The 24,006-nt window shown below is 74.2% G+C and carries 19 protein-coding genes; 9 read left to right on the top strand and 10 right to left on the bottom strand.

Annotated elements, in window-relative coordinates; genetic code table 11:
• Positions 1–166: 166 nt before the first annotated feature.
• Positions 167–2,977, top strand: a complete 2,811-nt coding sequence (locus tag ACI796_RS03685; protein WP_456939913.1) for a DUF4365 domain-containing protein — start codon at positions 167–169, stop codon at positions 2,975–2,977.
• Positions 2,978–3,852: 875 nt separating this feature from the next.
• Here ACI796_RS03685 and ACI796_RS03680 read toward each other — a convergent pair.
• On the bottom strand, positions 3,853–6,732 hold the full coding sequence (locus ACI796_RS03680; protein WP_456939912.1) for an AAA domain-containing protein: 2,880 nt from the start codon (positions 6,730–6,732) through the stop codon (positions 3,853–3,855).
• An 881-nt stretch (positions 6,733–7,613) separates the two neighbouring features.
• Between ACI796_RS03680 and ACI796_RS03675 the strand changes: the two genes are divergently transcribed.
• Entirely contained in the window at positions 7,614–8,294 is a 681-nt protein-coding gene (locus ACI796_RS03675; RefSeq protein WP_456939911.1) for a response regulator, read from the top strand.
• Positions 8,295–8,408: 114 nt separating this feature from the next.
• Here the strand turns inward: ACI796_RS03675 and ACI796_RS03670 are convergent, their stop codons facing one another.
• Positions 8,409–9,155 (bottom strand): alpha/beta fold hydrolase, encoded by a 747-nt coding sequence (locus tag ACI796_RS03670; protein ID WP_456939910.1) that lies wholly within the window; start codon positions 9,153–9,155, stop codon positions 8,409–8,411.
• Positions 9,156–9,330: 175 nt separating this feature from the next.
• On the opposite strand from ACI796_RS03670, the gene ACI796_RS03665 reads away from it, so the two are divergent.
• Positions 9,331–9,981 carry a GntR family transcriptional regulator gene (locus ACI796_RS03665; RefSeq protein ID WP_456939909.1) on the top strand — a complete coding sequence of 217 codons (651 nt, stop codon included), beginning with the start codon at positions 9,331–9,333 and terminating at the stop codon, positions 9,979–9,981.
• Positions 9,982–9,998: 17 nt separating this feature from the next.
• On the opposite strand, the gene ACI796_RS03660 is transcribed toward ACI796_RS03665, so the two are convergent.
• Positions 9,999–10,352, bottom strand: coding sequence for a nuclear transport factor 2 family protein (locus tag ACI796_RS03660; RefSeq protein WP_456939908.1), 354 nt, complete (start codon positions 10,350–10,352; stop codon positions 9,999–10,001).
• A gap of 78 nt (positions 10,353–10,430) precedes the next feature.
• Between ACI796_RS03660 and ACI796_RS03655 the strand changes: the two genes are divergently transcribed.
• Positions 10,431–11,228, top strand: coding sequence for a MerR family transcriptional regulator (locus ACI796_RS03655; RefSeq protein WP_456939907.1), 798 nt, complete (start codon positions 10,431–10,433; stop codon positions 11,226–11,228).
• 24 nt (positions 11,229–11,252) lie between these two features.
• Here ACI796_RS03655 and ACI796_RS03650 read toward each other — a convergent pair whose 3' ends face one another.
• From ACI796_RS03650 to ACI796_RS03640, 3 genes are all read right to left on the bottom strand, one after another.
• Positions 11,253–12,164 (bottom strand): NAD-dependent epimerase/dehydratase family protein, encoded by a 912-nt coding sequence (locus ACI796_RS03650; protein WP_456939906.1) that lies wholly within the window; start codon positions 12,162–12,164, stop codon positions 11,253–11,255.
• A 213-nt stretch (positions 12,165–12,377) separates the two neighbouring features.
• Positions 12,378–13,541, bottom strand: a complete 1,164-nt coding sequence (locus ACI796_RS03645) for an MFS transporter (RefSeq protein ID WP_456939905.1) — start codon at positions 13,539–13,541, stop codon at positions 12,378–12,380.
• Between the two features lie 130 nt (positions 13,542–13,671).
• Positions 13,672–15,096, bottom strand: coding sequence for an FAD-binding oxidoreductase (locus ACI796_RS03640; RefSeq protein ID WP_456939904.1), 1,425 nt, complete (start codon positions 15,094–15,096; stop codon positions 13,672–13,674).
• A 157-nt stretch (positions 15,097–15,253) separates the two neighbouring features.
• Here ACI796_RS03640 and ACI796_RS03635 point away from each other — a divergent pair, with 157 nt between their 5' ends.
• The 3 genes from ACI796_RS03635 to ACI796_RS03625 all read left to right on the top strand — a co-directional run bounded on the left by ACI796_RS03635 (position 15,254) and on the right by ACI796_RS03625 (position 18,529).
• Positions 15,254–16,291, top strand: a complete 1,038-nt coding sequence (locus tag ACI796_RS03635) for an NAD(P)H-dependent flavin oxidoreductase (RefSeq protein ID WP_456939903.1) — start codon at positions 15,254–15,256, stop codon at positions 16,289–16,291.
• Positions 16,292–16,696: 405 nt separating this feature from the next.
• Positions 16,697–17,914, top strand: coding sequence for an AI-2E family transporter (locus ACI796_RS03630; protein ID WP_456939902.1), 1,218 nt, complete (start codon positions 16,697–16,699; stop codon positions 17,912–17,914).
• Between the two features lie 228 nt (positions 17,915–18,142).
• Positions 18,143–18,529 carry an STAS/SEC14 domain-containing protein gene (locus ACI796_RS03625; protein WP_456939901.1) on the top strand — a complete coding sequence of 129 codons (387 nt, stop codon included), beginning with the start codon at positions 18,143–18,145 and terminating at the stop codon, positions 18,527–18,529.
• A gap of 65 nt (positions 18,530–18,594) precedes the next feature.
• Here ACI796_RS03625 and ACI796_RS03620 read toward each other — a convergent pair whose 3' ends face one another.
• Complete coding sequence (locus ACI796_RS03620) at positions 18,595–19,332, bottom strand: hypothetical protein (RefSeq protein WP_456939900.1); 738 nt, start codon at positions 19,330–19,332, stop codon at positions 18,595–18,597.
• 406 nt (positions 19,333–19,738) lie between these two features.
• Between ACI796_RS03620 and ACI796_RS03615 the strand changes: the two genes are divergently transcribed.
• Together ACI796_RS03615 and ACI796_RS03610 are read left to right on the top strand one after the other, a co-directional pair.
• Complete coding sequence (locus tag ACI796_RS03615; protein ID WP_456939899.1) at positions 19,739–20,050, top strand: hypothetical protein; 312 nt, start codon at positions 19,739–19,741, stop codon at positions 20,048–20,050.
• Positions 20,051–20,177: 127 nt separating this feature from the next.
• Positions 20,178–20,321 carry a hypothetical protein gene (locus tag ACI796_RS03610; RefSeq protein WP_456939898.1) on the top strand — a complete coding sequence of 48 codons (144 nt, stop codon included), beginning with the start codon at positions 20,178–20,180 and terminating at the stop codon, positions 20,319–20,321.
• A gap of 59 nt (positions 20,322–20,380) precedes the next feature.
• On the opposite strand, the gene ACI796_RS03605 is transcribed toward ACI796_RS03610, so the two are convergent.
• From ACI796_RS03605 to ACI796_RS03595, 3 genes are read right to left on the bottom strand one after another with little or no spacing between them, the layout of a single operon-like run.
• Complete coding sequence (locus ACI796_RS03605; protein WP_456939897.1) at positions 20,381–21,526, bottom strand: iron-containing alcohol dehydrogenase; 1,146 nt, start codon at positions 21,524–21,526, stop codon at positions 20,381–20,383.
• Positions 21,523–21,951 carry a nuclear transport factor 2 family protein gene (locus ACI796_RS03600; RefSeq protein ID WP_456939896.1) on the bottom strand — a complete coding sequence of 143 codons (429 nt, stop codon included), beginning with the start codon at positions 21,949–21,951 and terminating at the stop codon, positions 21,523–21,525. The genes ACI796_RS03605 and ACI796_RS03600 overlap by 4 nt, the downstream gene beginning before the upstream one ends.
• A gap of 33 nt (positions 21,952–21,984) precedes the next feature.
• Positions 21,985–23,940 carry a glucuronyl esterase domain-containing protein gene (locus ACI796_RS03595; protein WP_456939895.1) on the bottom strand — a complete coding sequence of 652 codons (1,956 nt, stop codon included), beginning with the start codon at positions 23,938–23,940 and terminating at the stop codon, positions 21,985–21,987.
• Between the last annotated feature and the right edge of the window lie 66 nt (positions 23,941–24,006).

The raw sequence follows: 24,006 nt of genomic DNA, 5'->3' as shown, positions 1-24,006 counted from the left end.
GCAGCCCGTACCGACAGAAGCGCGACGCGTCACCCAGCTTCGCGAGTAGCGCCCCGCCCGGATATGCGTAGGCCCCGGAGCCCGCAGACGCCCGCCGGCGCTTGCGAGCGGCGCACGTACGCGTCGCCTGCGGCACAGCCGGACCCGATCCACTTAACTGGCCGGCGTGCGTGCCACTCAGAGCGACCAGACGGGGAACATCGGAGAAACGGAGGTGACCGGGAAGTTCGAGCGTCTCGGGTGGGGCGTAGCCCCTAATCCCCGCCATGACGTGGGAACCGATCTCTGGCTCATGGCTCGGGACTCCCGCCTTTACGACCTGGGACTCGTAGTCGGCGCTCAGGTGAAGACTGGCCCCAGCTTCTTCGCCGAAACGGAACGGGACGCCTCCGGCACGGTGATCGGCTGGTGGTTCCGGGACGCCGACCGGAAACACGTCGACGCCTGGCTCGCACACGGCTTGCCGCACCTGATCGTGCTGCACGATCTGGACACTCAGACGTCCTATTGGGCGCACGTATCAGCGGAAGCCGTCCTTAGTACCGGCAAAGGAGCGAAAGTTCTCGTTCCTGCCGCTAACACTGTCGACGACGCACACCGCGACGACCTGCTCCGGGTCGCAGCCTCCAAGCGGTCCGGCGGCACGTGGGAGGGCAGCGCCTGGAGCGGCGACAGGTCAGTGCCCGCGACAGCCCTGTTGCGGCATGCACTGATCGTGCCGCGCCTGATCGCTCCGCACCCTAACGCCGACAGAGAGCAACCCATTACCCCAGCGCAGGCTCTGGCTCTGCTGGTTCAAGGCAGGCTTGCTGACCTGACACGGCGCAGCGAGCAGCACGCCGAGGTCCCCTCCTGGGAAGAAGCGACAGGATCCATCAACTGGGACTGGCGATTCGTCGGCGCGATGGGCACCCGAGTGATGTCAGAAGACTTCGAGCCTCTTGCCCTGGCTGCCCGGGACGCGCCCGATCCTGCGCGTCGAACCGCGGCGACTGTCGCAGCGGCGGCGTCCATGCTGGAGCAGGGCCTCGCTGACAGAGCGTTGACAGTCCTTGAGGAGGCCCTACGGAGAGACGACGCAGATCCCGTCGACCACGCTTGGCTAACAATCCAGAAGGCACGCGCCTACGCCGAGATCGGCGAGCCGAAGGAAGCGCGCGATATCGCGGCACGAGCACAGGCAATTGGCTCCACACACGCTGAAGACGTCACCGCCACGGCCCTTGCAGGCGTCGCGGCGCTCCTGCTCTTCAACAATTCCGGCTCACTTCAGTCCGACGTCTCCGCCGTGATCGCCGGCTCCGATACGACGGCGACCTGGTGGCGAACGCAGACGGTGTCCCGGGGACTCACCGCGCTCACTCGTAGAACCTTCTGGACGTGGGCGCGGGACGACACAGTGCGCATCACGACCGGTGATGAAGCCAACGACCAGCTGCTCTCCGCGGCCCTCACAGCCAGCTATGCCGGGGACCACGCCACATGGCGTCACCTGTCCGGACTCCTTGCACAGGACGGACTGCTGCGCCTTGGCAGAGACGCGGCCTCAGAAGCGGCGAAGGCCGCACTTGAGACGCTGCGATTGGCCGGGAACGCGAACGAGATGCAGCACGCCGTCCGCCGGCTCGGCGACGATGGCCCGTCAGCGGCGGTGACCGAGGCCGCTGCCCACGTCGAATTGGACCAAGCAACCCGCACAACAGCACCAGCGACGCTCACGCTCTTGGAGCGCGGCGGAGACCTGCTCGACCAGGCCACGGCCGACAGAACCATCGGGTGGCTTCTCTCCACCCTCGATGACTCGACCGAATTCGAGCAGAGGACGCAGCCCACCTACCTCGTCGACCTTCGGTTGGTAGACGTGATTGCGCGGGTCGTGCCCGCCGCATCCCCGGAGATCCAGCGCATTGTCGCTGAACGCATTGCGACGTTGCCCCCGCAAACCGATCAGCTGCTCGCCACTTCTTGGGCCCGCGCGGAGCATGCGCTACCGCGAACCGTCTGGAGCGAGGAGGCGGCCACAACGGCTGGCGTGGCCGCGAGTGGACATCACGGGGTCCTAGCGACATCGTTGCTGGGCGTCGCGGCGCTCTACAACGAAGACGTGCGTCAACGCTTGCTCGACATGGCCGCGGGTGGCGACCTCGACGCGCTCGGAGCACTCGGGGACGTGACGCACTTACCCGACCATGTTGTCCGAGTGGTCGTCAGCGCGTCATCCGTCAACGTTCGGCGGGAGGTTGAACTCGCAGAACAAGGCGTCTTTCGCGCAATGGTGCACGACGACGGGCACATCCTGGCCTTACTGAACATCTGGCACCCGGCGCTCGCGGACTGGCCACCGCTTCTGGAACTAATCGCACATCCACTCGTCGCCGGCAGCCACAAGAGCCGGGCCTGTCAACTTCTCGCGACCAACCCTGACCGCGTCCCCGCAGAGATCCGTGGTGGGCTCTTGGCCGCAGCGCGTTCAGCCGCCAGCCACCCCCCACTGCCCTCCCCGTTTTCCGGGCTGCATGGTGGCCCCGGAGGAGGTGTTGGTCCTGTAAACGAACTTGTTGCAGCGCTCGCCACTGAGGAGGATCCACCCGGCCCTGACCAGCTACCCGCGTTGCTTGCTGGCGACCACCATGCTCGCCAATCTGCGGCCCGGATCGCCAGACGTCTCCGCCGTCCCGAGGACATCGGGGTTCTGTTAGTCCTCGCCACCGACCACGACCCGCATGTGCGAACAGCCGCCGCTCGAGGCCTCGCCGAGCTTCTGGCAGATGGAGAGGGTGACCAGACCGTCATCTCCGCCGTCCGACGGTGTGCCAACGACACCGGGCGGCTTGTTCCAACCGCCGTGGCCATCGCTCTGTCCAGGAGACCGACGCCTGGAGCAGAAGCCACGGCGCTGCTGAACCGACTGCGGCAGCATCGCTCCGCGAGCGTCCGCCGAGCAGCCGCGACACCGCCGGATCTTCCCGACCACTGAAGCCCCGGCACGCTTATGGGGCGGCCTTACGCGGCTGAGTGCAGCCAAGTAAGGCGTGGCTGATTAGCAGGGTCTCGTCCGCCCGAGCGCCTGCGCCGAGCCCGCACGCTTCACCACGCGCAGCTCGCTACAGGCTTCGATGGCCATGCCGCCGCCGACGAACAACCACCCGGAGATATCCATGCTTCACCCTGCCCCTCCTCCCCCACCGCTCGGCGGCACCGCAGCCCTGCTCACCGGAGACCCAGGCGTCCGCGTTCTTAACTCCGCGCTCGTGTCGCGTGGATGGGCACCGCTCGTCTCGGGTCGAGCGTTCGACGTGTTCGACAGAACACCTCTCGGAGAGTGGACGAACGGGGCATCTCAGATCCCCGTGACGCGGGGCGTCTACGTCCTCCTGACTGCGAATCACGCATTTGAGTACCCCACCGGAGCGCAATCGCATGTCCTCAAGATCGGGAAGGCTTCGGGCGAAGAGGGACTTCGAATCCGTCTCGGCACGCAGGTGGGCTGGGCGAGAAGCACGCTCGCGACCACGGATCCGTGGGACCGCTACAGCCACTTCCACTGGGCAGCGCGACGCGGCTTGGTCGTGGCGTGGTCCCTGGATCCGCACGACAGCGCCATAGCAACCACTACCGTCGAGAGCGCCTTGCACGACGCGTTCTTCGAGCGCCACTTAGGGTTCCCGATTGGCAGTCATCAAGGCCGGTGACCGAACTTTCTCTCAACTCCCTGCCTGCGGGGAGACGGGCCTTCTCATCCGTACAGCTGATAGCCGCATCCCGTTGACACCGGGGCAACGACGGCGTGTCGTGAGCCACCCGGGAAAGACCCGCGGTCGACGAGATCCATCGCGTCAGCGCCGCCGCAGGTCAGCCGGGCGCGGCGCATGCACCTCGAACCGGATGCCCGCCCTGAGCGTCGGCAACGTCATGGGCGGCGGCTCGCGGCTCGGTCAGGCACCGCCAGGCTGGGATTCGCAGCACTTGCCAGCCGAGTCGCTGGAGCACCAGATCCCGCACCAGATCCTGACGACGCTGCCGGCCTCGGACATCAGTGTGCTGAGTGCCGTCACATTCAACATCTATCTGACGGCCATCGGCGGCGACCACAGCAAAGTCGAGTTCGTAGCCGTCTACGACCGGCTTCAGCTGTACCTCCAGGCCAGCTTCGGTCAGCGCCGCGTACAGCCGCCGCTCAGCCTCCGAGTGCAGACGTCGGTCGTCCCTGTCGATCGATGACGGCGTCGGGTGCTCGCGGCGCGCGGCGTCAGCCAGCGCCGCCAGGGTCGGCGTCGGTAGCTGCGCCAATGCCAGGGCGTCACCTGCGACGACCAAGGCACGGCGGGCCCGGCTGACCGCGACGTTGACCAGATTGCGTTGCTCCTCCACCCAACGCGCAGTTCCGTGTCGTGCATCGGAGGCGAGCACTGGGCTGAACAGCACGATGTCTCGCTCGCCACCCTGGAAGCGATGCGCGGTTCCCACAGCGACCCCGCGGGCGGTCCACTGCTCCTCGCCGAGGGCGCGACGCAGCTCGTCCTCGATTAACTCCGCCTGGGCAGCGAAGGGAGTGACCACGCCGAGACTGCCCCGCTCGTCGGGGTGGTCGAGTACCCAGCGAACGATCGCGTCGGCTTCGGCGTGGTTGACCGCGCCGCTGCGCGGGCCGGGCTCGGTATGTCCGGCAACCTGTAGCCAGTGCAGTCCGCGAACCGTGCCGTCCTGCCGGGATACGTCGGTGAGCACGCGGAGGCTGCCTCCGTAGAACGCCTCGTTGACGTAGGCGGCGATCTCCGGGTGGCAGCGGTAGTGCTCGTCCAACAGGAACGGCGGCCGTCCTGCGCGTCTCGCGAACGCTGTGAAAGCGGAGTCTTGCCCGTAGGAGACTGCGCGGGCGTGCAGGTCGTCCTGGGTAGAACCGACGGAGGCAGCGATGGTGGCAACGTCGCGGGGCGCGAGGGTGACAACAGGGGTCAGCTGATTGGGGTCCCCGACGATGACCAGCCGCTTGGCCCGGTAGGCCAGCGGCAGCACCTCGGCCACGCCGCACTGGCTGGCCTCGTCGATGACAACGAGGTCGAACAGGCCCGCAGTCAAGGGGAAGTTCCGTCCGGCGGACAGGGCGGTGCAGGCCCATCCGGTCGCTGACGGGAGGGTCCCGGCGACGGCGGCCATGCGCGCGGTGGGTGCACCGCGGCGCAGGCGGGCCAGATGCTTCAGCGCGGTGGCCCCAGCGCTGATCCGTGTCGCGACGGTCTGCTGGACGGCGGTGAGACTGGCCTGCTCCCACGCGTGATCAGCGGCGGCGAGCTGGTCTCGTTCAGTCTCGGGGTCTCGGGCGCCAAGGGCGGTGATAGCGGCCTGGAGTGCGTCCCAGCGCAGTTCGGCTTCCGCCCACTCCGCCAGATCGGCGAGCTGTACCACTCGATCGGTCGGCACCTCTGCCGCGGCCAGCGTGCGGCGGGTGCGGGCGGCGGTGAATAGGTAGGAGCGCTCGACCCGTCGTGCACGGCGGGCGAGCTGTACGCGGCGGTCGTGCACCGGGGAGGGCCTCGGCTGGCCCCACAACAAGGTGCGGCGGGCCTCGAGGTCGAGGGCGAGTTGTCCGAGCTCGCCCTCGAGGGCGGCGCGTTGCGCCAGGGCGTCGTGCAGCCGGGTCCTGTTGGCGACGGCGACCTCAAGCTGACGTTGGCTGACTGTCGGGGAGACACCCGGAGGCACCGGACGTCCAGCGAGGGCTTCCAGAGTCGGCGGAAGGGCCTCGCGATGTTCCGCATTGCCCGTTCGGATAAGCAGCCCGTCGTCGATCTCGTGAGCGCGCTCGACGGCGACCTTGACCGCCTCATTGTTGGTGGAGGCGACGAGGACGGTCTCCCCGCGTAGCCATGCCGCCGCAACGGTCGCCGCGACCAGTTGGCTCTTGCCGGTGCCGGGCGGGCCCGTGATGACGGTGACCGGCAGGACGCCGGTGGCAGCCAGGGCCTGTTCCTGCGAGTCGTTCAGAGTCAGCGGTGCGACCTGCGCCGGTTCGTCGGGCAGCGCGACCTCGGGAGCTTGCTCCAGCAGGTAGCGGGCGGCTGTCCGGGACCAGTCCGGGCGGGTGCGTAGCTGGGTGAGCTCCTCGACGAGTCCGGCAGTGGCGCCGTTCGAGGCACCCCGGTAGGCGACGGCCGCGTTGTACACGCCCGGAGAGCGCGGCCGAGGCGTGGCAGACAGCCGCTGCGGGTCGAGAGCGGCGCGGTCGTCGAAGCCGAGCGCGATCAGCACGTCGGCCAGCTGGACTGCTAGCCCCTCGGCGTCGCCGAAGGCAAGGCCGCTGGCCGCTACGGCGCGTGCCGCCGCAAGCGCCTCGGGCGGGAAGAAGTCTTCGGACAGCAATGCCGGATTCAGGTAGGGCTCCGCGTCTTTCGCCAGCGCAGCCGTCTCCTCGGCGGTGGGTGGCTCCAGCGCGGTGACGGCGACGGGTGCGACGCGACGAACGCCCCGCCGATCGAGAGCGACGACCAACGGCCAGCCGTAGAAGACGGCCTCCTCGCGCCCGGCGCCGTCGAAGAGCTGCCGCAGCTCGGGCCCCACGGGGACGGAGTCGGCGGTGCCAGCGAGGAACTGCTCCGTGGCGAAGGGAAGCATTACCCACGAGTCGGCGGCGCTGTACTCGACCGACTGGGCCAGTCCCGCGCGTTGCACACAGGCGAGGTGATAGCGAACCAGCTCGTCCCACCGAGGGTCGAGCGGGACGGGAGGCGGCACGGGCGAAGCTGCGGCCGGCACAGGCGGACGAGCACCAGCGACCGCTCCGCGATGCGCTGCGGCACCAGCCCGGTCAGGGGTCTGAGTCGAGCACTGCAAGCAAGCAGTCCACTTGGTGTCAGGATCCCAGCGAGCCCTTGTCCCCGCCGGCAGAGTTCGCTGACAGCGCTGACACCTCGCCGCGTACTTCAACGAGATCCGCCGCTCAGCCACGCGCCTCACCGTCCCCCCGCTGCGAAGTACGCAGGCCGACCCGTCACGGCCAAGACTCTCTGTCCTAACGGAACGCTATGGCACGGATCTGACACACAAGCGGAGGCAGAAGCGTGGACATCCTCATCGCCATGGCGGCCCAGTAGTCGAGGGAGGTGGCTCTTGTGGACCGTTTGCTCGCCGATTCCTGCCAGGGGTACATGCGTTCCCTTGCCCATCCCGGACACCGCGTCTCGCCGAGGCCGTGCGTACTCCGCGGCCCCGCACGTTTACCGCCAATCGGTCCGTAGACGCGGGCGCAGGCGTGTGCGTATGTAGCGTGTCGCCCCTCGGACACAGCACCGCCCCGGTGTTCCTGCAGGTCAGGGACCCGGGGCGCTTCACGTCCGGGCCTCCGGGGCGCTGTCGGTGGGCCGCGCGAGGGCGGTTGCCGTGGCGCGCCCTCCGGGCCACCTGCGCCGGTGACGCCGTGCCGGCCGGGCACCGCCGGCGGTCGGCCGGGTCCGCTCCGTGGTCTCGGGCCCCCACCCGCGAGGTGCCGACGCGGGTGCCGGACTACCACGCGGCCGAATGGCGTTCCACCTGCAGGCCGACGACGCTGTGCCGCCCCCTCGACCCCCGGGGAGCTGATGCCGATGCCGTCACGAACCGCTGTCGTACGGGTTCTCGTGCTCGACGAGCAGGAGGTGGTCCGCCGCGGCGTGATCCAGGTGCTCGCGGGTGACGCCGGGATGACGGTCGTCGCGGAGGCGGCCTCCGTCGGTGAGGCGGTGGCCCGGGGCCGGGCCGCGCGCCCGGACGTGGCCGTGATCGGCATGCGCCTGCCCGACGGCACCGGGGCGGAGGCCTGCACCCGGCTGCGTGCGGACGTCCCCGGGGTGCGCTGCCTGGTGCTCAGCCAGTACGTCGATCCGGAGACGGTGGCGGCAGCCGTGCGGGCGGGGGTGTCGGGATACCTGGTCAAGCACGTGCGCGGTCCGGCTCTGACGGCGGCCGTGCGCCGGGTGGCCGCGGGTGGCACCGTGTTCGCCCCCGAGGTCACCGCACTGCTCGATCCCCGCGGCGGCGCCGGGCGACCGGATCCACTGGCCGGCCTCACCGAGCGGGAGCGCGCCGTGCTGCTGCTGATCGGCGACGGGCTCACCAACCGGCAGATCGGCGATCGCCTCGGCCTGGCGGAGAAGACGGTGAAGAACTACGTCACCAACATGCTGCCGAAGCTGGGCCTGCAGCGCCGCACCCAGGCCGCCGTCCTGGTCACGCAGTTGCGCAGCCGCGGGGCCGACGGGGCCCTGCCGTCCGCGGACGTCACGACCCCGTCCCGCCGCACACCCAGGGGTAGCACCTGACCGACGGGTGCCGCACCGGACGGTCCCGCTCGGACACGGCAGGAGGCCCCTCGGTCGCCGACCGCGGGGCCTCCGTGCTCCCTCCTGGCGGCCCGGTTGCCGGGCTCGTCGGGATCAGGCGGCCGTCGCGCGGGCGGCCTCGTCGACCAGCTGCGCGACGACGTCGGGCCGGGAGACGGTCACGGCGTGGGACGCGTCCACCTCGACGGTGTGCGACGACGCCCGCTCGGCCATGAACCGCTGTGCCTCCGCCGGGACGGCCAGGTCCTGACGCGTGACGAGGGTCCAGGACGGGATGGTCTTCCAGGCCGCCTTCGTCGCCTTGTCCTCCAGTGCGTCGCCGGTGATCGGCCGCTGTGTGACGGCCATCAGCGCGGCGACGTCCGCCGGCACGTCCGCGGCGAAGACCTCCCGGAACTCCTCCTGCTCGATGTGGAGGTCGTCGACCGTCTGCCCGTCCGGACCGCGGACCGGTACCGGGCGCAGCGCGGGGCCGAGCTCGTTGCCCGGGTACCTGCCGGCCAGCTCGCCGGTGCTCTCCCCCTCCTCGAGCAGGAAGCTGGCGACGTACACCAGCGCCCTCACCTGCGGGTGCCCGTCGGCCGCCTCGCTCATCACGCTGCCGCCGTACGAGTGGCCGGCGAGGACGATCGGCCCGTCCACGCCGTCCAGGACGTGGCGCAGGTACTCGGCGTCACCTGCCAGGGCGCGCAGCGGGTTGGCCACCCCGACCACCGGGTAGCCGTTCGCGCGGAGACGGGTGATCACGCCGTTCCAGCTCGACGAGTCGGCGAAGGCCCCGTGGACGAGGACCACCGTGGGCTGCGTACCGGTGCGGGTGTCGGGCGTGCTGCTGGTCATCGCTTCTCCCTCTCGGTCGGCGGGCGACCCCCGTCGCCCGTCCGGTCGCCCGCCCTGAACGCGTTCCCGTCGGGACGGCCGGTGTGCGATATATTGCATGTTGGATCTGCGGGCGGACAGTCTCCTTTCCGCGCTTCCTCGTTCCGCAGTCCGTGCGTTCCCGGGAGGTCCGTCCGTGCCGATCCCCTCGACCGCCCCCGGCGTCGACCGCGGCCTGCTGCGCGACGACGTCTACCGCCGCCTCCGCGACGCGATCGTGGACGGCACGTTCGCCCCCGGTGAGCAACTGAGGGACCTGGAGCTCGCGACCTGGCTCGGGGTCAGCCGGACTCCGGTCCGCGAGGCGCTGCTGCGCCTCGCGCAGGGCGGGCTGGTCCTGGCCCGGCCGGGCCGGTCGACGGTCGTGAGCCCGCTCGACGTCCGCGCGGTCCGGGACGCCCGCGACGTCGTCGCGGCGATGCACGAGCTCGCGGTCCGCGAGGCCGTCCCCGTCCTCACCGAGGCGGACCTGGCCGCCATGCGCGACGCCAACCGCCGGTTCGCCGCCGCGGTCGCCTCCGGCGACGTCGAGTCCGCCCTCCGGATCGACGACGACCTGCACGGCGTGCCGGTGCGCCTCTCCGGCAACCGCGCGCTCGCGCGCGTCCTCGAGCAGTTCACGCCCACGGTGCGCCGCGCGGAGCGGTTGCGGTTCGGCTCCCTCCGCGGCCGGGCCTCGGTCACCCGGCACGAGGAGCTGATCCGGCTGTGCGCCGCCGGGGACGCGGAGGGGGCGGCCGCGGTCGCCTACGACACCTGGCACAGCCTGCCGAGCGCCGAGGCCTGACCGCCGGACGGCGGTCGTCACGGGGCGATGACGAGCTCCGCGACGAGATCGCCGTCCATCGCGAAGCGGTAGCCGAGCTCGACGACGCCGCCGGGGAAGTCGCCCTCCAGCCGGTGGGTGGCGACCCAGTGCGCGTCGTCGGTGCGCTCCGTCGCGACGAGCGTGGAGGTGTAGCTGAACTGGGCTCCGGCCCTCGTCAGGAAGCGCCGGACCTCCTCGGTCCCGCGGTAGGTCGTGCCGTCGTCGACGACCACGGCGGTGGGCGTGAAGGCGCGCAGCGCGGCGTCCGCATCGCGGGCCGCGTGCGCGGCGAGGTACTCGCGGATCGGAGCCGGGAGCTGGTCGGGCCGGCTGCTGGTCGGGGTGGTCATGCCCCGACGGTGCGTCCTCCCGAGGCGGGAGGGTCGAGCGGTGGACCCTCCCCCCGGGAGAGGGTGCACAGTGCTCCGGTGCTGGCGATCGGCGAGTTCTCCCGGCTGACCCACCTCAGCGTGCGCACCCTGCGCCGGTACCACGACGCGGGCCTGCTCGAGCCGGCGACCGTGGACGAGGCGACCGGCTACCGCTACTACACCGCGGACCAGATCCCGACCGCCCAGGTCATCCACCGCCTGCGCGAGCTCGACGTCCCCCTGTCCGACGTCCAGCGGATCCTGCGCTCCCCCGACCCGGGCACCCGTGCCGCCCTGGTCTCCGGCCACCTGGAGCGGCTGGAGTCCGAACTGGACCGCACCCGGGCCGCGGTGGCGTCGCTGCGCCGGCTGCTGCGACCGGAGCCGGCCCCGCTGGACGTCGAGGTGCGCGCGGAGCCGGCCACGACCGTCGCCGCGGTCGAGGACGACGTGGCGCACGACCAGCTCCTCCCCTGGTACGCCGGCGCCATGGCCGAGCTGGACGCCGTCGTCGGCGAGCCGACCGGCGTCCCCGGAGGGCTGTACGACAACGCGCTCTTCGAGGCCGGCCGCGGGCACGCGCTCGTGTACCGGCCGACGGCCCGGCCCCCGCGCAGCGGCCGCGTGCACCCGGTGACCCTGCCGGCCGCCGAGCTGGCGGTCGCGATCCACGTCGGCGAACACCACGACATCGACGTCACCTACGGCGAGCTGGGTGCCTGGGTGGTGGCCAACGCGCTCGCGGTGGCCGGGCCGGTGCGGGAGACCTACCTGGCCGGCCCGCGCGACACCCCCGACCCGTCGGCCTGGCGGACCGAGGTCGGCTGGCCGGTCTTCCGCGTGGCCCCGCGCTGACGGTCCCGGTCGCCGGGGTGTCCGTCACGCCCGCGGCGTCAGGCCCCGCCGCAACTCGTCCAGGGCCTGCGCGAGGCCGACCCGGGGCACCCACCCCCACCTCCGCGCGCGGTCGGTGAGCAGCTGCCCGGTCCACACCGGCTCGTCGGTCCACTCGGGGGCGACGCCCAGCGCGTCGGTCACCGTGCCGAGGTAGTCCCGCCACGTCGCGGGCTCGCCGGCGACGATGACCGGGGTGGTGCCGCCGGCCACGGGACCCCGCTCCGGGTCGTCGGACGTCGCGACGGCACCCGTGGCGACGTCCGCGACGAAGGCCGCCAGGTCCTCGACGTGCACCCAGGGCCAGGTCCGCGACGGGTCGGCCCGGCGGTCCCCGCCGTCGCGGATCGCCTGCGGTCGCAGCGTGTTCCAGACCGAGGTGTCGCCGGCGCCCAGGATCGCCGGCGGACGGACCAGCACGGTGGTGAGCCCGCCGACCTGCGCCAGCGCGGCGTCGGCGGCGTTCTTGGTGTCGGGGTAGTCACCACTGCCCTCGGGCAGGAGGGGACCGTCCTCGGCGATGTCCCCGATGCCGGCCGAGCGGTCGTAGACCCCGGCCGTGGAGACGTGCACCAGCCGGGCGACGCCGGAGTCGCGGGCGGCCCGGGCGAGGACCGACGTGCCCTCGACGCCCACACGGTGCTGGACCTCCCGCGACGAGCCCATCGGGTGGACCGTCGTCACGACCGCGTCGGCGCCCCGGGTCACCGCGCGGGCGAGGGACTCGTCGGCGAAGTCGCCGACGAACTCCGTGAGCCCGTCGAGCGCGGGCGCGCTGCCGGCGCGGCGGACCACGGCGCGCACCTGCGCCGACCGCTCGGCCAGCGCCCGGCACACCGCGGTGCCCACCAACCCGTTCGCACCGGTCACCACGACGACGGGAGGGACGCTGGCCATGCCGCCCACCCTGTCAGCGAGCCTGCGACGGCGCTCGTCGCACGGCACGTCGTCGCGGCGTCGCGGGCTCCGCGCAGGGCCGGCCGGGCAGTGGCGCCCGGGCCGGACCGGACGGCGTCCTCATCGCGGGCCGGGGGCTCGGGCGGGGCCACGGCTCACGTCGCGTGCCCGGGACGGTCAGCGGCGGGCGCGGACGGTGCGCCGCGGTGCCCGTCAGCGAGCCACGGTGAGCGTGGTCAGCCAGGCGGCGAGCCCGAGGACGAGGCACCCGGCGATGACCGGCGCGTAGGACCCGGAGACATCGACGGCCGCCCCGGCGAGCGGAGCTCCCACGGCGGATCCGATCCCGGCGCTGGTGTAGAGCACCCCGAGCAGCCCACCCAGGCGCGTGGTGCCGAACCGCTCGGCGACGACCGCGGGCCCGAGGGCGACGAAGCCGCCGTAGCCGATCCCCAGCACGACGGCGAAGGCGACGAGCACGCCGTACCCGCCCGCGAGGCCCCAGAGCACGAAGCTCGCGCCCATCGTCAGGAAGCACCACCGGAACGCGCGCAACGCCCCGGTCCGCGCAGCGACCGCCCCGAGCACCAGCCGGCCGGCAGTGCTCGCGGCCCCGATCACCCCGACCAGCAACGCCGCCGCGACCTGGTCCACCCCGACCTGTTCGGCGGAGCCGGGCAGGTGCACGAACGGGACGAACAGCGCGACGGACACGAGACCCGACGCCAGGTACAGCCGTCGGTAGTCGCGGTTCCGCACGGCCTCCGCCGGCGTCAGCGCCGCCGGGCCGGCCGGCACCGGAGGGCAGGTGACGACCGCGGCGCAGGCCAGGAGCACCGCCGCGCCCGCCAGGCCGAGCACGAGGTGGGTGTCCCGCCACCCCAGCTCGCCGATCAGGGCGGCGGCCACCGGTGCGACGGTGAGGGTGCCCAGGCCGATCCCCGTGACCGCCACCCCGATCGCCAGCGTGCGGCGCCGCTCGAACCACCCGCCGACGACGGCCACCATCGGGACGTAGGCGCAGGCCACCCCGATCCCGACCCCCAGGCCGTAGGTGACCAGTCCGATCCACAGCTCACCGGCACGGGACGTCGCCGCCAGCCCGGCGCCGAGAGCGATCCCCCCGACGAGCAGCACCCGTCGAGGGCCGTAGCGGTCCACCGCGATGCCGCTGAGGGCGCCGAGGCCGAAGTACGTGAGCGAGGTGAGGGCGAAGAAGACCGACGTCGTGCCGCGACCGGCACCGAACTCCTCCGCCATCGGCTCGAGGAACGCGCCGAAGGAGTAGGCGATCCCGAACGAGGCGAACATCGCGGCGAACGCCGCGGCGACCATCGCCCAGCTCCGGAGCGAGTCGACCGCCGGCGGGGTCCGCATGCCGGCGGAGGATACGAGGCGCCTCCACGACCACTGTCACGTGACCACCGTCCCCGCGCGCCGGCGTCCCGGCGGGGCCGTCGGCCGCGGCGTCACCGGCCAGGGCGTCGGCCGCCCGGACCGGACGACGTCATCCGGGGTCGATGTTCTGGTTGCGCCGGAAGACGTTCGTCGGGTCGTACTGCCGCTTCAGCGCGGTCAGGCGTCGGAGCGTGGCGTCCCCGTAGGCCTGCCGCACGCGGGCCTGCCCCTCCTCCATGAGGAAGTTGACGTAGACGCCGGTGTGGAACGGGGCCAGGGCCGTCCAGTAGTCGCGCGCCCACTGGCGTTGCTCCTCGAACCCGTCCGGGCCGGCGGTGTTCCCGTTGATGTTGAAGGTGAAGCCGGTGGACCGGCCGGTGAAGGCGGTGGCGTCGTCCGGGACCCGCGCGACCGCCCCGCCCATCTGCCACAGCGCCACGCTGCTGAGCGGCGACGTGATCCGGCGGCCGTACTCGACGACGACGTCGATGACGTCGTCACTGAGCGCCGCCACGTCGCAGGAGCGGACGGAGTACCAGCAGCCGTGCCGGAACGAGGGGTCGAACATCTGCTGGTGCGCCAGGAACGGCTTGGGCGCCACGACGTCCAGCACCGGCGACCCGAATCCCCGCATCGGCGCCAGGACCCGCTGCCCCTGCTCGACGTCGCCGGCGTAGCAGGCGGCCACCGCCACCACCGGCCGGCCGACCAGCTCCGGCGGGACCACGGGCAGGGGCGGGGCGAGCCGCTGGACGACGATCGTCATCAGCTCGTCGGGAGCCTCGGCCACCCAGTCCCGGTAGGAGCGCAGGACCGGCTCGGCGTCGTCCATGGACCAGAAGGTCGCCCCGGCCACCACCTGCGGTCCCAGGGGGTGCATGCGGAAGCGGAAGTCGGTGACCACCCCGAAGTTGCCGCCGCCGCCGCGCAATCCCCAGAACAGCTCCGCGTTCTCGTCCTCGCCGGCCCGGACGAACTCGCCGTCGGCGGTCACCAGGTCCGCGGACAGCAGGGAGTCGACGGTGAGGCCGTACCGGCGCATGACCCAGCCGATGCCACCCCCGAGGGTCAGCCCGGCCAGCCCGGTGTGGGAGACGATCCCGGCCGGCACGACCAGGCCGTGTTCCTGGGTCCGCTCGTCCAGCTCGCCCAGCAGCGTCCCGGCCTGCACCGCCGCCACCCGGGAGTCCGGGTCCAGCCGGACGCCGTTCATCCGCCGGAGGTCGATGACCAGGCCGCCGTCGCAGGTCGACAGGCCCGGGAAGCTGTGCCCCCCGCTCCGGACGGCGATCGGCAGCTGCTGCTCGCGTCCGAACCGGATGGCGGTCCGCACGTCGTCCGCGCCCGTGCACCGCGCGATGACGGCGGGACGTCCGTCGACCGACCCGTTCCAGAGCCTGCGGTGCTCGTCGTACCCGGCGTCCGCAGCGGTGAGGACCTCGCCCCGCAGCGCGGCACGGAGTCCGGCGACGGCGGTGTCGCTGACCGGAGCCGCCGTGGACCGGACGCTGCCTGGACCAGTCGTGGTGGTCATGGGACCAGTGTCGGGACGTCGGGAGCGCGCGACAGGGCCCTAGGTTCCCCTCTGCCGGGACCCCGTCGGCACCTCGGCCCGCGGCGCGCACGGCACCCTGGCCCGTGTCACCGCCGGGGGGCCACACTTCGGGTCCCGCCTCCCCCTGGAGCCTGCGATGCTGCGGACCCGGTTGTGCGACCTGCTCGACATCGCCGTGCCGGTGGTGGTCGCGCCGTTCGGGCCCTGGGACGAGACCGCGCTGGCGGTGGAGGCCTGCCGGGCCGGCGCCCTCGGCAGCCTGGGCACGGCGCTGCGCCGGCCGTCGGAGCTGCGCGCGCAGTGGCAGCGGGTGCGGGAGGCCACCGACCGCCCCTTCGCGGTCAACCACACCGGGCGGCCGTTCGACCCCGAGGCCTTCGCCGCCACGCTCGAGTTCGCCCCCGCGGCGATCAGCTTCCACATGGGCGTCCCCACCGACCTCGTCGCGCGTGCGCACGACGCCGGGATCCGCTGGATCCAGGCGGTCGGCGACGTGCGGGCCGCGGAGGCGGCGCTGGAGGCCGGTGCCGACGTGCTGGTCGCGCAGGGCACGGAGGCCGGCGGCAACGCCGGCTGGGTCAGCACCCTGGTGCTCGTGCCGGCCGTCGTCGACCTGGCCGGGGACGTGCCGGTGGTCGCCGCCGGCGGCATCGCCGACGGACGGGGCCTGGCCGCCGCCCTCGCGCTCGGGGCGCAGGGCGCGAGCCTGGGCACCCGCTTCCTCGCCACCCCCGAGATGGGCATCGACCAGGAGTGGAAGGACCGGATCGTGGCCGCGGACGCCACCGACGCGGTCAAGGTCCCGCACAGCGAGCGGGTGATGCCCCGGTTCACCCTCCCGCAGCTCGGGCAGCCGTACGCGCCGCGGGCGCTGCGGACCGAGCTGGTCTCCCGGCTGCAGCGGGCGCCGGAGACGGTCGACCCGGAGCGCGTGGGACACGAGCTGCGCGCCCGCGTGCGGGCCGGCGGCGGCCACGACCTGCTGCCGTTCGCCGGGCAGTCGGTCCAGCTCGTCCACGACGTCGTCCCGGCCCGCGAGCTGGTCGCCCGCCTCGTCGCCGAGGCCGAGGCGGCCCTGCGGACGGCGGGACGGGCGGTCACGGCCGAGCCGGCACCGCGGCCGCGGACCCCGGCACCCCCGGCCGCGCGCGCACCCGCCGACCAGCAGGCGTGACGGGCACCGCGACGGCGCGGCCCCGGCCGGAGCAGCCGTCGTCCGTCCCCGGGACCGGTCAGGACCTGTCCGGGATCGGCGGTGACCCGGCGTCGACGACCCGCACGGCGCACCGGATCGCGCCGGGGTGGGGGCCACAGCATCACCCGCCGGAGGTGAGTCGCGCGTCCGGGCCGCCCTCCTAGCGTCGGCGTCCGACGAGTCCGTCCCCCTCCGGAGGCACGTCGTGAGCGCGACTCCCGGATCTGCCCCACCGGTACGGCCGACGGTCGACGCGGACCGGCTGCGGGCCGGTGGACCTGCCACCCCGCGGCTCCTCGGAGCGGCCACGGCGGTCGGCGCGGTCCTGCCCTCCACCGCCGACGGGTGCGTCGGCTGACCGCGGGAGACGGTGTGTCCGAACCCGTGGAACGACGCGCTCTGCCGTTGTGGCTCACCGTCGTGCTGGGGGTGGCCGGCACGGCCGTCGCCCTGTGGGGCATCCACGCCGCCGCGCCGATCCTGGGACCCGTCGTCCTCGCGTTCGTCCTGACCGTCGTGGCCCATCCGCTCGTCGCCGCGCTGGTGCGCCGCGGGGTGCGGCGGGGGCTCGCGATCGCGGTGGCCGTGCTCGTCGTCGACGGGGGGATCATCGCCTTCGCACTCGCCCTCGCGATCTCCCTCGGCCAGCTGGCGACCGTGCTGCCGGAGTACACCGACGAGTGGCAGGAGCTCCTGGACGGCCTGCGCTCCACCCTGGCCGGGTGGGGGGTCGGCCCGGAACAGGTGGAACGGGCACTGCGCTCGATCGAGCCGGAGACGGTCGCCGCGGTCCTGGGGAACGTGCTGTCGGGTGTCGCCGGAGCCGCCGGTGCGCTGTTCCTGGTGGTGGCGACGGTCCTGTTCATGACCGCCGAGGCGACCGGACTGCCCGCGCGTCTGGCCGAGGTGCCCGGCACGTCGCAGCTGCACGAGGCGCTGGGTGCGTTCGCGAGGAACACCCGGCGCTACGTGGTCGTGACCACGGTCTTCGGCCTCGCCGTGGCCGTGGTGGACACGATCGCCCTCGTCGTCCTCGGCATCCCGCTCGCGCTGCTGTGGGGTCTGGTCTCGTTCCTGACCAACTACATCCCCAACATCGGGTTCTTCCTCGGGCTGGCGCCGCCGACGCTCCTCGCGCTCCTGGTCCACGGGCCCGGTACGGCACTGCTCGTGGTGGTGGTCTACACCGTGGCGAACTTCGTCCTGCAGTCGGTGATCCAGCCGGTGGTCGTCGGGGACGTGGTCAGGCTCTCCGTGACGGTGACCTTCCTGTCCGTGTTCGTGTGGACCGTCGTCCTGGGCCCGCTCGGGGCGATCCTCGCCGTCCCGCTCACGCTGTTCCTCCACGCCGTGCTCGTGGGCCAGGACCCGGGGCGTCGATGGGCCCGCACGCTGCTGGCCGGGGCGTCGGGGGGCGAGCGCACGGGGCGACGCCCCACCGGGGTCCGGCGGCGACGTGGGCGGCGCGTGGCGACCCCGCCGGCAGGCACCGCACCGGAGAGCGACGGCGAGCCGGCCGGCGGGCCACCGCCCGGCCCCGGGCGGGACCACGACCGGGGCCTGCCCGTCCCCGGCCGCGACGCGGCGGACGGTGCGGGGTAGCCGACGTCGCCGGACCGCCCCGACACGGCTGGGTGCGGGACGCCGCTCCCCCGGTCGAGCGGACGCGGCGGCACCGGAGCCCGGATCCGAGGGGCGGGGGGAGGCGTCCGGACGGGACGGGGCACGTCGCGGGTGGCGGGCTCATCCGTCCCAGGGGAGTCGGTACGAGCCCCGGCCCACCGAGGACGACCGGCGTCCGAGATCCCGGCGACCCTCGCGGAGGCACCGGTGATCCGTCGCCTGACCGACGTGCCCGACGGCGTGCTGGGCCTCGAGGCCGTCGACGACGTCGAGCGGGAGGACGTCGAGCGGGAGGACTACGAGAACCTGGTCCTCCCCGCGATCGAGCAGGCCATCGCACGGCACGGCGAGGTCCGCCTCGTCCACGTGCTCGGCCGCGAGTTCGACGACTACGAGGGCGGCGCCGTCTGGGAGGACCTGGAGCTCGGCGTCAGGCACCCGACCGCGTTCGAGCGCATCGCGGTCGTCACCGACGCCCGGTGGGCGCGGCCTGCCCTGACGGTGTTCACCGTGCTCTGGCCCGGCAAGGCCCGCGCCTTCCCGCTCGCCGAGCGTTCCGCCGCGGTGAGCTGGGCGGCCGAGGAGGACGACTGAGGAGGACGGCTGACCGGCGTACCGCGGTCGCCGCACGCGGGCCGGGCGGAGCCGACGGCGTGCGGTCAGGCGATCCGGTCCGGGATGCGGCGGCCCTCGACGAGCAGGCACACGTGCTGCAACCCGACGATCGACGCCGCCTGCAGCAGGGGCAACCGCACGAACACCGCGCCGAGGGGACCCAGGAAGGAGGCGAACAGCCACATCGAGGTCGCCAGGCACAGCAGGCGCCGGCCGGACCCCTCGTCGCCGGCGCCGCGCCGGGCGAGGGGCAGCGCACCGACGCCGAAGGCCGTGCCCAGGACGGCCGACAGCAGCGCGGCGGCGTGCGCACCCCCGAGCAGGCCGGCGGGGAGGACGCCCAGCACGGCCGCCGCGATCGCGGCCGACCACCACAGGCGTCCGGCGGGGCGGCCACTCCCCCGGCCCGGCGGCTCGTAGCAGTCCAGTTCGGTGGGTGGGTGCTCGGCGAGCATCCGGGACCGGTCCTCGTACACCGCCACGGAGGGGTGGTTCCGCCGGACGCGCTCGGTGAGGTCCACCGGCACGGCGCCCGACAGCCACAGCGCCTCGATCCGGCAGTGCTCGGCCCGCAGGCCGCGGGTCCCCGCGACGACGTGACCCCAGCAGGCGACCACGGCGAGGACGTGACGGCTGCGCGGCTGGTCACCGGCCCACTGCTCCGCGCCGAAGGCGTAGAAGCCGCACGTGCAGTCCGGGTCGGGGCTGGGGTGCGGCGGGCGGTCCCTCCTCAGGCAGCGCGCCTCGTTGGCACCGTCGCGCCAGGGGTCGTTCGAGAACAAGGGGTAGAGGGCACCGTCCGGACCGATCCGGAAGGTGCGCAGCGCTCTGATCTGTCCCACACGTGGCTCGAAGCCACCGTAGGGATCCACCGCCGCTACTTCACGGGCGACGGATCCCGGGGCCGCTCGGGTCGCTCCGGCGCGGCCGGCTCGAGGGGCGGCTCGGGCACGGGCAGGACCTCGATGCGGCGGACTTCCTTGCCGATGTTGCCCACGACGCCAGCGTAGGGACCCGTCCCCGGGATCGGGGCGTCTTCCGTCCCCGCGAGGACGACCGGGATCGACGCGGGTGCCCGCGGACCGCCGTCGGCGGCAGCGCACCGTCGCGTGGCGTGCCGTCCGGTCCGCTCGTCGCGGGGAGTGCCCGGTGGGAGGATCGGGCGTCGGGACCGGAAGGGGTGGCGCCGTGGCCGGGCAGCAGCCGATCGAGCCGAGCGAGATCTACCGGGCGGACGGCAGCCGGGTGCCCCGGCGCCGCACGGCCCTGGGCACGGTGCCGGCCGCGGTGCGGTCCCTGCTCCCGGCGCTGTCCCGCACGACCGCCGGGTCGCTGGTCACCGCGTCGGCGCTCGCCGTCGCGGCGGCCGTCACCGCCCGGGCCGCCGAGGCGGCCCGCCAGGTCCTGGAGCAGGCGGCCCGGGAGGCGCTGTCCCCGCGTCCCACCGGGGTGTGGATCGAGGTCTCCGTCACCCGCATCGAGGTGCGCCGGCCGCGCTGAGCCGGATCCGACGCGCGAGCAGGGGCGGGCTCGCGAACGGGTCTAGCGGACGCGCCGGACTCCCTGGCGCGGCGGGGCGGCCGGATGTAGAGAGAGTGCCTCCCGCCGTCGACGAGGGAGCACTCCGATGGCCGACAAGTCGCCCCACGACGACCACTCCGCGAAGAAGTCGGGCAAGTCCGTGAAGGCCAAGCGCAGCGAGCGCAAGGAGAAGCAGCGGGCCACCCGGGAGATGGAACGGCTGATGCACCCGCGGAGGGCCAAGACCTGACCGACCGCCGCGGGCGCGTGGTCACGGCCGTGGGTTCCCGGGTGGTGCTGCCCACGAGGTCATGACGCCGCGCGCAGCACCGCGCCGATCTCGTCGTCGGTGAGCCGTACCGGGTTCCCCCGCATGCTGCTGGAGCGCGCGGCCTTGGCGGCGGCCTCGGCGTGGTCGGCCGGGCGGAGGCCGAACACCCCGAGGGGCGGCACGCCGAGCGCGGTCACGGTCTCACCCAGCCAGGCCACCGCGTCCTCGACGGTCGCGTCGTCCCGCCCGGTCAGCAGCCGGGCGACCCGGGCGTAGCGACGCAGCGCGGGCGAGGCCGGCTCGCGCTCCCGCAGCGCCCGGACGTTGGCCTCGACCACCGGCGCCAGCAGGGCCGCGCACACCGCGCCGTGCGGGGCGTCCACCATGCCGCCGACGACGCCGGCGATCCCGTGCACCGCCCCCAGCTTCGCGTTGGCCAGCGCGATGCCGCCGAACAGGCTGCACAGGGCCATCTCCTCGCGGGCCGCGCGGTCCCCGCCGTCCTCGTGGGCGGCCCGCAGCGCCCGCGCACCCCGCGCCAGCCCGGCCGCTGCGACGGCGTCGGTCACCGGGTTGGCCTGGGGTGAGACGTAGGGCTCCAGGCACTGGGTGAGCGCGTCCAGCCCGCTGCTGGCGGTGACCTCCGGTGGGCAGCTCACCGTGAGCAGCGGGTCGACCAGCGCGACCGCCGCCAGGAGGTGCGGACCGCGGATGCTCGCCTTGACGCCGTGCTCCGGAGACGCCAGCACCGCGTTGGCGGTCACCTCCGCACCGGTGCCCGCGGTCGTGGGGACCGCGACGCAGGGCAGGGCCGGCCGCTGCAGGGGCAGCCCGCGGCCGACGACCTCCAGGTGGTCCAGGGGGTCGGTGCCGTTGCCGAGCAGGGCGGCGACGGCCTTGCCCGTGTCCAGCACGCTCCCGCCGCCGATCGCGACGACGACGTCGACCCCGGCGTCCCTCGCCCGCCGGGTCGCCGCGCGCACCCCGTCGACGGTCGGCTCGTGCGCGACCGACACGACGGCGACCGGGTCGACGCCCCCCAGGAGGGACCGGCGACGCGCAGGGTCCCGCCCGGCGCACAGCAGCACCCGGCGTCCCAGGGTGGGCAGCAGGTCCGCGAGGTCGTCCGCGCGTCCCGGGCCGAAGACGACCCGCCGCGGGAGGGCGAGGTCGAACCCCGTCACCGGCCGGCGCCCGCCGGGGACTCCCCGGGCGGCGCGGCCAGGCGCCTGCCCATCTGCTCGTGGACGGCCTGGATCGCCTGCAGCGGGCGGATCATCACGCGGAACTCGACGATCCGGCCGGCGTCGTCGCAGCGCACGATGTCGACCCCGTTGACGTACCTGCCCCCGACGCTCGTCTCGAACTCCAGCACCGCGGTGTCCCCCGCGAGGACCTGCTTCGTGTAGCGGAACGTCCCGTCGGGACCGTCGCCGGCCAGCGCGTCGGCCGCCGCCTCCAGGTACCGGGTGGTGATCGCCCTGCCCTCCTGCGGCGTGAACACCACCGGCGAGTAGAAGACGACGTCGTCGGCGAGGAGCTCGTCGAGGGCGCCCGGCGCCCTGCTCGCCGTGTAGCGGTGCCAGCGGGCGACGACGTCGTCGATCACGGGGTGCCTCCTCGGCGGGTCAGCGGGTCCTGGTCACGGAGCCTGCCGGGAGCCGTGCCGGTCCAGCCAGTCGACCATCGCCGCCCGCGTGGCGCCGGAGAGCCGGTGCCAGTCGGCCAGCGGCACCCGGGGCACGCCGGCGGCCCGGCAGGCGGCGGCCACCGCGCCGGGCGGCGCCTCCGGGTCCCACGCCGGGTCCAGCACGACCGCGGGCCGGTCCGCCGTCGTCGCGAGCAGGTCGGCCAGCGTGTACCCGGGCCGGGCCCGCAGCAGCGGCTCGCCGCAGCTCGGGGCGGCGAGCACCGTCCCGGCCGGCGGCACGCCCCCCAGGGCGGACAGGTGCAGCGCCACCAGCGCGCCGGTGCCGTAGGCGGCGACCCAGGCCCGGTCGTGACCGGTGGCCGCCGCGGCGACGGCGGCCACCGCGGCCGCGTCGGCGGTCATCCGGCCCAGCGGCGAGGAGCCCGGCCCGGGCCGCTCGCCGTGCCGCGAGCCGCTGCCGACCGGGTCGTGGCAGGCGACCACCCAGCCCGCCGCGGCCAGCAGCGCCGGCAGCGGCTCGGCCTGCTCGTAGCCCGCCCGCCACCCGGTCGCCGCGCACGGCGGGCCGAGCCAGAGCACCAGCCCGCGGCCGCTCCCCCCGCCCGGCGGGCGCAGGAGGGTGACCGCGACCCCGTCCGGGGTCCGCAGGCCCTCCCCCGCGCCGCCGGCGGCGGTCCCGGCCGGGCCGAGCGCGGCGCGGACGGCGGCGCGCAGCTGCTCGCCGCGGACCGGGGACGGGCCGGGACGCACGCGGTCGGCCGGCCACGGGACCGGCGCCGGCGCCGTCGGCGCGCGCCCGGGGCGGCGGGGCGGGCCGCCGAGCACCGACTGCGCCCAGTCCAGCTGGGCGGCCACCGCGGTCTCCTCGGCCCGGTGCCCGCCCGGGCGCAGCGCCAGCTCGAGGGCGTCGCGCCGGCCGAGCAGCGCGTAGGCCTCCCGCGCGGCGTCCACCGCGGCGCGGGCGGCCGGGACGCGCTCGACCGGGTCCTCCACCGCCACCGAGACCAGGACCGGCCGCGGCGCGGCCAGCGCGAGCAGCTCGTGCGCGTCGGTGGGCAGCCGGTGCTCCCGCCCGGCGAACCAGCGCAGCCGCGGGTGGTACCAGCCCGGGTAGTGCCGGGTGAGCAGCTCCACGCCCTCGCCGAAGTGCCGGTCGGTGCACAGCCGGGCGGGGATCGCACCGAGCACGCCGCTGGAGCTGGACACGACGCCGGCGAAGCGGTCGTCGGAGGCGGCGGCCAGCAGGGCGGTCTTGCCGTTGCGGCTGTGCCCGCCGACCAGCACCCGGCGGGCGTCCACGCCGGGCTGGTCCTGCAGCGCGTCGAGGACGCGGGACAGCGCCCACGCCCGCCAGGCCAGCCGGCCGGCGACGACCGCGGGGAAGGCCCGCGCGACGTCCTCGGTGTCGTCGTCCCCGTCCGCGGCCGAGACCAGGCAGGCGCCCCACCCGCGGGCCAGCGCCGCCTCCGCCCAGGGCCCGTGGCTGGACTGCAGGAGGTAGACGGGGACGTCGCGGCGCACGCCGGCCGCGGGCACGGGCAGCAGCAGCCGCGCCCGCACCGACCAGCCCGCCCCGACCGTGGTCCCGCCGACCGTGATCTCGCGGACCTCTACGCCGCCCGCCGTCCGCACCCGGCCGACGCGGGCGGGCGTGCGCCGGGGCGCGGGCGGGAGGTCCCCGGTCAGCCACCGGCGCCAGCGGGCCCGCAGCACTGCCCGCCGGGCCGGCCACCCGGCGGCGTCGGCCACGCCCTCGACCGGCGACCACAGGCCGGTGCGGGCCGGCAGCCGGGCGAAGTCCGGCGCCGGGTCCCCGCCGGCCGCGAGCCAGGCCTCGAACGGTGCGCTCGGCGGCAGGACCCCGGCGAGCTCGGCGGTGTAGCGCCGTCGCCGGGCCGCGGCGGAGCGCCCGTCCCGGGACCGGCTCCCCGGCACCACCTGCGTCATGCGCCGCACCGTAGGGCCGGTGCGTGTCCGCGGAGGTGTTCCGCGTGTTGCGTCCGTGCTGCACCG

This window comes from Geodermatophilus sp. SYSU D00525, assembly GCF_054050475.1.
Note: the sequence above shows the minus strand (reverse complement) of the source record. Positions and strands in the feature narration are given on the sequence as shown.

Bases quoted from the DNA above. Each gene is read 5' to 3' on its own strand.
- ACI796_RS03595 (WP_456939895.1), bottom strand. From the start codon at position 23,940: ATGACGCAGGTGGTGCCGGGGAGCCGGTCCCGGGACGGGCGCTCCGCC.
- ACI796_RS03610 (WP_456939898.1), top strand. From the start codon at position 20,178: ATGGCCGACAAGTCGCCCCACGACGACCACTCCGCGAAGAAGTCGGGC.
- ACI796_RS03645 (WP_456939905.1), bottom strand. From the start codon at position 13,541: ATGCGGACCCCGCCGGCGGTCGACTCGCTCCGGAGCTGGGCGATGGTC.
- ACI796_RS03635 (WP_456939903.1), top strand. From the start codon at position 15,254: ATGCTGCGGACCCGGTTGTGCGACCTGCTCGACATCGCCGTGCCGGTG.
- ACI796_RS03640 (WP_456939904.1), bottom strand. From the start codon at position 15,096: ATGACCACCACGACTGGTCCAGGCAGCGTCCGGTCCACGGCGGCTCCG.
- ACI796_RS03660 (WP_456939908.1), bottom strand. From the start codon at position 10,352: ATGACCACCCCGACCAGCAGCCGGCCCGACCAGCTCCCGGCTCCGATC.
- ACI796_RS03650 (WP_456939906.1), bottom strand. From the start codon at position 12,164: ATGGCCAGCGTCCCTCCCGTCGTCGTGGTGACCGGTGCGAACGGGTTG.
- ACI796_RS03670 (WP_456939910.1), bottom strand. From the start codon at position 9,155: ATGACCAGCAGCACGCCCGACACCCGCACCGGTACGCAGCCCACGGTG.